Annotated in this window: 9 protein-coding genes and 3 tRNA genes; 1 reads left to right on the top strand and 11 read right to left on the bottom strand. The window is 43.6% G+C overall.

The features are described from left to right. Position 1: 1 nt before the first annotated feature. The 9 genes from Q4492_RS06190 to pncC form a co-directional block, all read right to left on the bottom strand. A tRNA-Arg gene (locus tag Q4492_RS06190) sits at positions 2 to 75 on the bottom strand. Positions 76 to 105: 30 nt separating this feature from the next. Next, positions 106 to 182: transfer RNA gene (locus Q4492_RS06185), tRNA-Arg, on the bottom strand. A 9-nt stretch (positions 183 to 191) separates the two neighbouring features. Next, positions 192 to 281, bottom strand: a tRNA-Ser gene (locus Q4492_RS06180). Positions 282 to 341: 60 nt separating this feature from the next. Beyond that, on the bottom strand, positions 342 to 527 hold the full coding sequence (gene csrA / locus Q4492_RS06175; protein ID WP_067867177.1) for a carbon storage regulator CsrA: 186 nt from the start codon (positions 525 to 527) through the stop codon (positions 342 to 344). A gap of 142 nt (positions 528 to 669) precedes the next feature. After that, entirely contained in the window at positions 670 to 1911 is a 1242-nt protein-coding gene (locus tag Q4492_RS06170) for an aspartate kinase (RefSeq protein WP_303416384.1), read from the bottom strand. A 21-nt stretch (positions 1912 to 1932) separates the two neighbouring features. Further along, on the bottom strand, positions 1933 to 4527 hold the full coding sequence (alaS, locus tag Q4492_RS06165) for an alanine--tRNA ligase (RefSeq protein ID WP_303416390.1): 2595 nt from the start codon (positions 4525 to 4527) through the stop codon (positions 1933 to 1935). A 203-nt stretch (positions 4528 to 4730) separates the two neighbouring features. Beyond that, positions 4731 to 5231, bottom strand: coding sequence for a regulatory protein RecX (locus Q4492_RS06160; RefSeq protein WP_303416383.1), 501 nt, complete (start codon positions 5229 to 5231; stop codon positions 4731 to 4733). Between the two features lie 52 nt (positions 5232 to 5283). Next, on the bottom strand, positions 5284 to 6324 hold the full coding sequence (gene recA / locus Q4492_RS06155; RefSeq protein WP_303416382.1) for a recombinase RecA: 1041 nt from the start codon (positions 6322 to 6324) through the stop codon (positions 5284 to 5286). A gap of 90 nt (positions 6325 to 6414) precedes the next feature. Then, positions 6415 to 6891 carry a nicotinamide-nucleotide amidase gene (gene pncC, locus Q4492_RS06150; RefSeq protein ID WP_303416381.1) on the bottom strand — a complete coding sequence of 159 codons (477 nt, stop codon included), beginning with the start codon at positions 6889 to 6891 and terminating at the stop codon, positions 6415 to 6417. A gap of 183 nt (positions 6892 to 7074) precedes the next feature. On the opposite strand from pncC, the gene mutS reads away from it, so the two are divergent. Continuing rightward, the gene (gene mutS, locus Q4492_RS06145; protein ID WP_303416380.1) at positions 7075 to 9642 is read left to right on the top strand and encodes a DNA mismatch repair protein MutS; all 2568 of its coding nucleotides are present in this window, start codon (positions 7075 to 7077) and stop codon (positions 9640 to 9642) included. A gap of 53 nt (positions 9643 to 9695) precedes the next feature. Here mutS and rpoS read toward each other — a convergent pair whose 3' ends face one another. Both rpoS and Q4492_RS06135 read right to left on the bottom strand, forming a co-directional pair. Beyond that, entirely contained in the window at positions 9696 to 10703 is a 1008-nt protein-coding gene (rpoS, locus tag Q4492_RS06140; protein WP_303416379.1) for an RNA polymerase sigma factor RpoS, read from the bottom strand. Positions 10704 to 10758: 55 nt separating this feature from the next. After that, the gene (locus tag Q4492_RS06135) at positions 10759 to 11601 is read right to left on the bottom strand and encodes a peptidoglycan DD-metalloendopeptidase family protein (protein ID WP_303416378.1); all 843 of its coding nucleotides are present in this window, start codon (positions 11599 to 11601) and stop codon (positions 10759 to 10761) included. Positions 11602 to 11630 lie beyond the last annotated feature (29 nt).

Raw genomic sequence — 11630 nt, 5'->3', positions numbered from 1 at the left:
GCGCGCCCGAGAGGATTCGAACCTCTGACCGCCTGGTTCGTAGCCAGGTACTCTATCCAGCTGAGCTACGGGCGCATTCCAAAAAGTAAGACCGTTGTATTTGATTGGCGCGCCCGAGAGGATTCGAACCTCTGACCGCCTGGTTCGTAGCCAGGTACTCTATCCAGCTGAGCTACGGGCGCTTAATCAAATGGCGGTGAGCTAGGGATTCGAACCCTAGATAAGATTTCTCCTATACGCCCTTAGCAGGGGCGCGCCTTCAGCCACTCGGCCAGCTCACCAACAACGGCGCGTAATATACCTAACTGATTTTAAAAAGGAAAGAAAAGATTTGAAATTTATTACTGATTTCCCTCTTCTTCCTTCTCACGCTGGATACGCTGATAGATTTCTTCCCGGTGAACAGACACATCTTTAGGCGCATTTACACCTATACGAACCTGATTACCCTTCACACCAAGGACTGTAACAGTGACTTCGTCACCAACCATTAAAGTTTCGCCTACACGACGAGTAAGAATTAACATGCTTTAGAATCTCCTTTGTACATCCAAGGCCAGCTTGCTCAAAAAAAACAACCTACACACCGGCATTCATCCAATACCCTGCCAATACGCTGCCCATATAATAACGCTAACCTAACTATAGACTAGCTTCTCACTATAAGTTCTATTTTTCACTTACAGAGTTGTTCGCATCTAGCTCAAAAACAGAGTGCAAAGCACGTACCGCCAGTTCTAGATATTTCTCAGCAATAACAACAGAAACCTTAATTTCAGAGGTAGATATCATCTGAATATTAATATTCTCTTCTGCCAAAGCATCAAACATTTTACTTGCCACTCCCGCATGAGAGCGCATACCAACGCCCACAATAGAAACTTTGGCAATTTTGTTATCTCCCACCACCTCACGGGCCCCAAGCGCCTCTGAGGCCTTCTCAAGCACGCTACGCGCAACATCGTAATCATTGCGATGCACAGTGAAAGTAAAATCCGTTGTGTTATCCGCAGCAACATTCTGCACGATCACATCAACTTCTATATTTGCACGACTAACTGGACCTAATATTTTGGAAGCCACACCTGGTATATCAGGCACCCCCATAACGGTTAGTTTTGCTTCATCACGATTAAACGCAATGCCTGAAATAATTGGTTTTTCCACGGTTGACTCATCCTCTATGGTAATCAACGTACCTGGCCCATCTTGAAAACTATGCAGCACCCTCAAAGGAACCTTATACTTCCCAGCAAACTCAACTGCACGAATCTGTAACACCTTTGAACCAAGACTGGCCATCTCTAGCATCTCTTCAAAGGTAATCACATCTAAGCGCTGCGCCCCACTAACAACTCTAGGATCGGTAGTGTATACGCCATCAACGTCCGTATAGATCTGACATTCATCAGCTTTTAATGCCGCAGCTAGCGCAACACCCGTCGTATCAGAACCACCGCGACCTAAAGTCGTGATATTGCCGTCAACATCAACACCTTGGAAACCGGCAACAACAATGACACGCCCCTCAGCTAAATCAGCTTGCATAGATGAGACTTCTATATCCTCTATCCGCGCTTTCATATGGGAAGAATCAGTCAGAATTTTAACCTGACTACCCGTATAAGAACGCGCAGGAACGCCTCTTTTCTCTAGCGCCATACAGAGTAGAGCTATAGTTACCTGCTCACCTGTAGAGAGCAGCACATCCATCTCACGAGGATTTGGTGTTTGCGGTTGTATCTCTTTAGCTAAGCCGATAAGACGATTAGTTTCACCACTCATCGCAGACACAACAACAACAATGTCATGCCCCTGCTGCTTGAAGCCTTGTACTTTTTCAGCCACAGCTTCAATCCGCTCAACACTACCTACGGATGTACCACCGTATTTTTGTACATACAGCGCCATAATTAATACCCTACGAGCAGATTAAACCGCTGCCTTAACAAGATCTTCTACTGAATCAAGCGCAGCAGACAATGCATTTAAATCCGTACCACCACCCTGCGCAAAATCAGGACGACCACCGCCTTTACCACCAATTTTACCCGTCAGGTCTTTGATGATATCGCCCGCTTTAATTTGGCTTGTCAGTTCTTTAGTAACACCGGCTGCTAAAGCGATCTTTCCATCCTGCACAGTAGCTAATACGACCACGCCACTACCTAATTTGTTTTTCAACTGATCAATCGTGTCACGTAGTGCTTTGGCTTCTACACCTTCTAATTGAGCCGCAAGCACTTTAACGCCATTGACCTCGATTGCAGAACCAAGAAGATCTGAGCCCGCCGCAGAAGCCAATTTAGCTTTCAATTGCTCCAGCTCTTTTTCTAACTGACGATTTCGCTCAGACAAACCTTTAACTTTATCAATAACAGATTCGCGCGAACCTTTAACTAACGCTGAAACAGTAGACAAAGTTAAATCTGTTTCGTTCAACCAGTTAAAAGCCCCTGCACCTGTGACCGCTTCAATACGTCTAACGCCTGCAGCCACACCGCTTTCAGATACGATTTTTAATAAACCTATATCACCAGTACGCTTAGCATGAGTACCACCACAAAGCTCGATGGAGAAATCCCCTCCCATAGATAGGACTCTAACGGTCTCATCGTATTTTTCACCGAACAATGCCGCTGCGCCTTTCTCTTTAGCTGCATCTATTGCCATGATTTCAGTAACAACTTCTGAATTCCGGCGAATCTGCTCATTAACAAGACGCTCAACTTCACTTATCTGCTCAGCCGTCATCGCTTCAAAATGAGAAAAATCAAAGCGCAAACGCTCATCATCATTAAGAGAGCCTTTTTGCTGCACATGGTCTCCCAATACAGTGGAAAGTGCCGCATGCAATAGATGGGTAGCTGAATGATTCAAGGCAATCGCTTGACGGCGTACCGCGTCTACTTCTGGTGAAATATGATCACCTACAGTCAATGAACCTGACGTTAATACACCATGATGGAGGTGATTTTTACCCTCTTTAGTGCAGTCAGCCACATCAAAACGAGCAGTATTTGACGTTAAAATGCCGCTATCACCTACTTGACCACCCGATTCAGCGTAGAACGGTGTTTTATCCAGCACAACAACACCCTGCTGACCTTCAGCAAGCTGCTGCACTTCACTTCCGTCAGAAAATAACGCAACAACTGTGGCTGAATCATTCAATCGTTCATAGCCAGTAAAGTCAGTCGAACCGTCAAGACGGATCGCATCGTTATAATCTACTGAGAACTTTCCAGCTGCACGCGCACGTTCACGCTGGGCTTCCATTGCCCGCTCAAAACCTGCTTCATCAACACTTAGCTCATGTTCACGTGCAACATCGGCAGTTAAGTCAAATGGGAAACCATAAGTGTCATATAACTTAAAGATCGTTTCACCTGGAATTTCTGAGCCATCTAACTGCTCAATCGCTTCCTGTAGTAAACGCATACCGTGATCTAACGTCTTCGCGAACTGCTCTTCCTCTTTCAGAAGAACGCGCTCCACTTGAGACTGTTTCTCTTTTAATTCGGGATAGGCTTCGCCCATTTCCTTAACAAGCGCTGCCACTAATTGATTAAAGAAAGGACCACTTGCCCCCAACTTATTACCGTGACGAACAGCGCGACGGATAATACGTCGCAATACATAACCGGCACCTTCGTTAGAAGGCAAAACACCATCAACAATAAGAAACGAACAAGAACGAATATGATCGGCAATTACACGTAATGATTTATTATCAAGATCACTCACGCCTACAGCCTCTGCCGTTGACTTAAGTAAGCTCTGAAACAAATCAATCTCATAGTTTGAATGAACGCCCTGCATGATCGCCGCGATACGTTCTAAACCCATCCCCGTATCAACGGATGGCTTAGGTAACGGCGTCATTTCACCGTCAGCACTGCGGTTGTATTGCATAAATACAACGTTCCAGATTTCGATGTAACGATCACCATCTTCTTCAGGGCTGCCTGGAGGTCCACCCCAAACATCATCACCATGATCAAAAAAGATCTCAGTACAAGGACCGCAAGGACCGGTATCGCCCATAGACCAAAAATTATCTTCATCCAATTTAGAAAAACGCTCAGGATCAACACCGATCTCATCTTTCCAAATTTTCTCAGCTTCAGCATCTGAATGATGGACCGTGACCCATAATCGCTCTTTTGGCAGCCCCATCACTTCAGTGAGAAAGCTCCAAGCAAACTGAATAGCATCACGCTTAAAATAGTCACCAAAGCTAAAATTACCCAACATCTCAAAAAATGTATGATGGCGAGCGGTATAGCCCACATTTTCCAAGTCATTATGCTTACCACCAGCACGCACACAACGCTGAGAACTAGTAGCACGCGAATAACTACGTTTATCGCTACCAAGGAAAACATCTTTAAACTGAACCATTCCTGCATTGGTAAACATCAATGTAGGATCATTGGCAGGAATTAGTGAGCTACTTGCTACAATTTCATGGCCCTGCTTATTAAAATATTCTAAAAAAGCTTGGCGAATTTCAGCGCTTGTCATGTATTTCATTAGATGAACCGTTTGCGTGTCCGTTCCAGTAAACCTGCCAAATGACCGTCTAATAGCCATGACAGAAAAAAGTAACCACAAATATGGGCGCCATAGTATATATCCTGTACTGAAATTGTTCGAATATTTTTGAATTAATGACCATTAATAGAACAATTAATGGGGATCTATAACGCGTATACCCAATTTACGCGTTAATTTGTATTTTTTAACACTTCATTTTCAGCATATTGAATTTCATCAAATGAGAAACCACGCTGACTCATAAAACGAACTCTTCGTGCGCGCTCTTTATAATCTAACACTTTCGATGATAGCGCATACTTTCGTTTATACAGATCTACAGCTAGTTCAAACCAATCCACATCATTTGCATGCACAGCATCTTCAATCAAATACTCCTCAACCCCCTTCCGCTTTAGATCAAAGCGGATACGCATCAAACCATGACCTTGAGAAATCCTCATCCGTAAAAAGCTTTCAACAAACCGAGTGTCAGATTGATACCCCGCCGCTTCTAAATCTGATAAAACAGACTCAATATCAAGCTCCGTCGACATTAACGATAATTTATCTCTCAGCTCACCTTTAGAGTATTCACGCCGTGAAAGTAAACCTATCGCTCTATTCCATAGATCTTTTTTAGTAATCTCTCTATCCATTAAATTGCCTTCAAAATCTAGGACCTTAAACAAAAAAACCTCCATCACTAAGTGAAGGAGGTCTTAATCTTAACCGAGCATATTGTTAAATAAGGTCAAGATTTTCTGAAGAATCACTTTCTTCTTTTACTTCTGGTTCTGCCGCCAATAAACGTTTACGCAACTCAGTTTCAATCTCATTAGCGATTTCACGATTTTCTTCTAAATACTTCGCAGCATTAGCCTTACCTTGACCAATTTTATCGCCGTTATAAGCATACCAAGCACCCGATTTATCGACTAACTTCTCTTTAACGCCTAAATCAATTACCTCACCCATATGATAGATACCTTTACCATACATGATCTGGAATTCAGCTTGGCGGAAAGGAGGTGCTACTTTGTTCTTCACAACTTTAACGCGCGTCTCGTTACCAATAACCTCATCACCCAACTTAACAGCACCGGTACGACGGATATCTAACCGAACAGAGGAGTAAAACTTAAGTGCATTACCCCCTGTTGTAGTTTCTGGGTTACCAAACATCACACCAATTTTCATACGGATCTGATTGATAAATACCAACAAGCAATTTGAATTTTTTACATTACCCGTCAATTTACGTAGCGCTTGAGACATTAGACGCGCCTGTAAACCAACATGAGTATCACCCATATCACCTTCAATTTCTGCTTTTGGCGTTAACGCCGCAACAGAGTCAACAATAATCACATCAACAGCGTTAGAGCGAACAAGCATATCGGTAATTTCTAAAGCCTGCTCACCCGTATCTGGTTGAGAGACCAAAAGATTATCGACATCAACACCTAGTTTTTCAGCATAGATAGGGTCTAATGCGTGTTCAGCATCAACGAAAGCACAGGTCTTACCGTCTTTTTGCGCTTCAGCAATAACTTGTAACGTTAATGTAGTTTTACCTGAGGATTCTGGACCATAGATTTCTACGATTCGACCATAAGGTAAACCACCTATACCCAGAGCGATATCCAGCCCTAAAGAACCTGTCGATACAGCAGGAATCGCTTCTCTTGGCTGATCCCCCATACGCATGACTGCGCCTTTACCAAACTGTCTTTCAATCTGCCCTAATGCTGCATCAAGCGCTTTTTTACGATTCGCGTCCATCTTAAACCCTGTCTAAGTCATTTCACATTACGTTGAAATATACTGTATGTATGGACAGTATTATTTCATAACATTTCTGGATTGCAACCCTCAGATGGCCAAGTTCTGTAAAATTCCCTCAAGCGCCACCCTAACCGCTTGTTTTCGAACGGATTCACGATCGCCATTAAACTGAAAAACTGCCGTTCGGGTCGGCTTATCATGCACCGCCCATGCAAACCACACCGTACCAACCGGCTTTTCTGCACTACCACCCCCCGGTCCCGCTATCCCACTTGTAACGACCGATAGCTGCGCCGAACTATTTAAAAGAACACCTTCAGCCATCTCAATGACCACTTCCTCAGAAACCGCTCCATACTGTGCCAAGGTGTGCTCCGAAACCCCTAACATCTCGTGCTTCGACTGATTACTGTAAGTAACAAAGCCACGATCAAACCACTCAGAACTACCCGCCACGGCTGTTATCTCTTGAGCAATCCAACCACCGGTGCATGATTCTGCAGTCGCTATCATTACTTTCTTTTCGATCGCTTTCTTAGCAATCTCACATACTAGCTGTTGCATATAGACTCCAGTTATCCACAACTTATCTCTTTTATTATTCTCATTTCTCACTAAAACAACACAAAAAAAGACACGAACACATATATAATCGCATCTATGTTGTCATATCCATTTAACGTACAATGCCTCTAATATCTGCACCTAAGCAGAACTAATTTACCTCAAAATAGACAGTATAATCAGATGGTTACCAAAGCATCCCCAACCCATACACCTATGATGCAGCAATATCTACGCATTAAGGCTCAACACCCCAACCAACTTGTATTTTACCGGATGGGAGACTTTTATGAGCTTTTCTATGATGATGCAAAAAAAGCCTCTGAACTACTCGATATATCCTTAACAGCACGTGGTAAATCCGGAGGGGAACCGATCCCTATGGCCGGTATTCCCTATCACGCTGCAGAAACTTACGTAGGAAAAATTGTTCGCGCTGGTGAATCCGTTGTAATCTGTGAACAAATTGGTGATCCAGCAACGAGTAAAGGTCCCGTAGAACGCGCAGTCGCCAGAATTATCACTCCAGGAACCGTCAGCGACGAAGCTCTACTCGACGAAAATAGAGACAACTTACTCGTAGCGATCAACCATATTGACGATATTTACGGTTTAGCTATTGTTGATATAACCTCTGGCCGCTTTAGTTTACTGGAAGTTAATACACAAGATTCATTATTAAGTGAACTTGAGCGTTTACGTCCCTCTGAAACCTTATATAACGAAGAAACAACGCTCGGCACACTACTGGCTACACGCAAAAGTTTACGCCCTCAAGCATCTTGGCATTTTGAAACCGATACCGCTCATAATCTTTTATGCCAACAATTTAAAGTCAAAGATCTAGGCGGCTTTGGGTGCGAACAACATAGCGTGGCCATCAGCGCTGCAGGGTGCTTACTTCAATACGCTAAAGACACCCAAAGAACCGCACTCCCCCATATTCGTCGTATCCAAGTTGAGCACCACAACGATTGTGTGGCCCTTGATGCCGCCACTCGTAAGAATTTAGAAATAGATCAAAATCTATCGGGCAGCTTTGATAACACACTTGCTCAAGTGATCGATAAATGCCGAACCCCGATGGGAAGTCGCTTATTGAGACGCTGGTTGCATAGACCTTTGCAAGACAGAAGCACCCTTTTAGCACGACAAGCATCTATACAATGGTTACAAGATGAATATCGTTTTGAAAGCATTGAACAAGACCTTAAAAAAATAGGTGATAGCGAGCGAATTTTAGCCCGCATAGCTTTACGCTCAGCGCGGCCACGTGACTTAGAAAGACTACGTAACTCATTAAATATATTACCCAGTTTACAAAGTAAACTACACGAAAGCTCAGCCCCTAGAGTTACAGAATTAGCAGAAACAATCAGTGAATTCCCTGCTTTAGCAGATTTACTTAGCCGAGCGATTATCGACAACCCGCCCGTCATCATCCGTGATGGGGGCGTAATAGCCGCAGGTTACGACAGCGAACTCGACGAATTACGTGGCTTAAGCGAAAATGCGGGCGCCTATTTAATTGAACTCGAGCGTCGCGAGCGTGAACGTACTGGCATCACAACGCTCAAGGTTGGTTATAATCGAGTTCATGGCTACTTTATTGAGATAGGCAAAGCCCAAAAAGCAGAACTCCCAGCGGAATATATCCGCCGCCAAACCTTAAAAAATGCCGAACGCTATATCACACCAGAACTCAAAGAGTTTGAAGATAAAGCACTCTCCGCTAAAAGCCGGGCTCTATCACGGGAAAAAGCACTTTATGATGAGCTACTTGAAACCTTAGCGGCAGAACTCGCCGAATTACAGGATTCTTCAACTGCTATAGCGGAGCTAGACACGCTAAACAATTTAGCAGAACGCGCCTCAACACTTGACTATGTTCCACCGATTTTGACAGATGAGCCGCAAATTAAAATCCAGCGAGGTCGCCACCCAGTTGTTGAAAGCGTTTTAGACGACCCTTTTGTTTCTAATGATTTAGAACTTGATACTAAGCGCAAGATGCTCATTATCACAGGGCCAAACATGGGTGGTAAATCAACCTATATGCGCCAAGCAGCGCTTATCACTTTACTGGCCCACATAGGAAGCTATGTACCCGCGAGCGCAGCAACAATCGGCATTGTAGATCGAATATTTACCCGCATGGGCTCTTCAGACGATCTGGCCGGCGGTCGATCCACATTTATGGTGGAAATGACAGAAACCGCCAACATTATGCATAATGCAACGGATCGCAGCTTAGTATTAATGGATGAAGTGGGCCGAGGCACCAGCACCTTTGATGGTTTATCCCTCGCGTGGGCATGTGCAGAAAACCTTGCCCGAGAAACCCGTGCCTTTACACTCTTTGCAACCCACTACTTCGAATTGACCAGCTTGCCAGAACAAGCGCCAAGCGTATTCAATGTTCATTTAACTGCAGTGGAACACAATGATCACATTGTCTTCCTTCATGAAGTTAAAGAGGGTCCTGCAAGTCAAAGTTATGGTTTACAAGTTGCTCAACTAGCTGGCGTACCGCTACAAGTAATACAGCAGGCAAAAACAAAACTACTGCAGCTAGAACAAGATGTTACTGTCGCAGCGCAGATGACAACGCCACCACCGCCGGTTCAGAACGATATGTTTTCCGCACCGACTCACAAAGCCGTAAAAGAGCTGAAAAAGATATCTCCTGATGACCTTTCTCCACGACAGGCACTGGAGCTTTTATACGAACTAAAGGAACTCGTTAAATAAATACAAAAAAAAACCGCCCATGGCGGTTTTTTTTAATCGGGGTACAAAACAATCTATTGCTGAAGTAGATCTTCTCCACTTAAGCCATTTTTTTCTACAATATCACGCAGTTTACGCAGCGCTTCAACTTGAATTTGACGAACACGTTCACGCGTCAAACCAATTTCTCGCCCTACTTCTTCTAAAGTACTCATTTCATAACCACGAAGCCCAAAACGCCTAGATAAAACTTCAGCATGCTTCTCAGGTAAACCATTCAACCAGTTATCAAGATTCCCACTGATATTGGAGTTCTGAAGTAAAGTAGCAGGATCTGTCGAAATGGTATCAGGTATAGTATCAAGTAAAGATTTGTCTGAATCTTTACCCATCGGGGTATCAATTGAAGTTACACGCTCATTGAGACCCAACATACGCTCTACGTTCTCAACAGGCTTATCCACCAACTCAGCAATTTCTTCAGCTGATGGCTCATGATCTAACTTTTGCGCTAACTCTCTCGCAGCTCGAAGATAGACGTTTAACTCTTTAACCACATGAATCGGCAGCCTAATTGTACGAGTTTGATTCATAATCGCTCGTTCAATAGTTTGACGTATCCACCATGTAGCATAAGTTGAAAAACGGAAGCCTCGTTCAGGGTCAAATTTTTCAACCGCACGAATCAACCCTAAATTCCCCTCCTCAATAAGATCTAACAGGGTAAGACCTCTATTGATGTAACGGCGAGAAATCTTAACAACTAATCTCAAGTTGCTCTCGATCATTCGTTTACGTGCAGCCTCATCTCCCTTAAGTGATAAACGAGAGAAATAAACCTCTTCCTCAGCGCTCAAAAGTGGAGAAAAGCCAATTTCATTCAGATAAAGCTGTGTTGCATCCAAATTTTTAGCATTTAATAAATCTTTGTGGGCAATACTACCCCGCCCCCGTCCACTATTTAAAAGCTCCTTTTTTTCTACGGACGCTACAGTTGTTTGATCCGGTTCTTCTTGAAGCGGCTGATCACTTACAGCTGCACCCTGCAAATCCAATTTGCAGTCGTTATCCATATTCTCCATAACCCGTTCCCTAACCGTCGCATTCTAAAAAAACAGATTTTTTTATTATTATTGGCTATCGCTTGGGCAAATATCTAAGTGGATCAACCGGTTTCCCATCACGCCGTATTTCAAAATGCAACATGACTCTATCCGCACCACTGCTACCCATCTCAGCAATTTTCTGGCCTGTTTTAACCATATCATTTTCTTTTACTAAAACACGACTATTATGTGCATATGCACTCAAAAATTGCTGATTGTGATCAATAATTACGAGATTTCCATAACCTAACAAGCCATTACCTGCATAGACTACCTTACCTGACGCTGCCGCTTTAATCGCTAGACCTCTGGACCCAGCAAGATCTATCCCTTTATTAATAACACCACTTGTTTTAAATGTATTTAAAACCTTACCGTTGGCCGGCCATTTCCAGTAAATTTTACCTGAAGAAGTTGTTTTAATTTCGGGCTTTTTATTCGTAGTCGTTGTTTTTACTGGCGGCTTAGCCGTAGAAGATGAAGGCTTTGCTGTGCTCTTAATCGGTCTTTTCGTTGCGGCCTGGGATTGAGGCTTAGGTTTTGATACAGGCTTATTCGCGGCAACAGTCTGTCGAGTAGACGTAATTATAGGCTTAGGAGCCACTATTGAAGAGTCGCGAACGATCGACTCTTTAGAAGGTACCGTTGCTGGCTTTAATCTTAAAGGCTGTCCAGGATAAATACTGTAATGGCTGCCAATGCCATTCAAGGCAGCCAATTGCCGATAATCCATCCCGTAACGAAACGCTATGGAATAAAGCGTATCCCCTTTTTTAACAATGTATTCTGCTGTATTCGGATGGATAGCTGCAGGCACAGCACGTTCACTAACGGGCGCATAAGTGTGTCCACCACATGCTACAAGCGATCCCATTATAGTAAACGCTAAAAACCATCTTAGCA

This window comes from Neptuniibacter sp. 1_MG-2023, from assembly GCF_030547185.1.
Classification (GTDB): Bacteria; Pseudomonadota; Gammaproteobacteria; order Pseudomonadales; family Balneatricaceae; genus Neptuniibacter.
The sequence above is the reverse complement of the archived record's forward strand: the minus strand, read 5'-3'. Positions and strand labels throughout refer to the sequence as shown.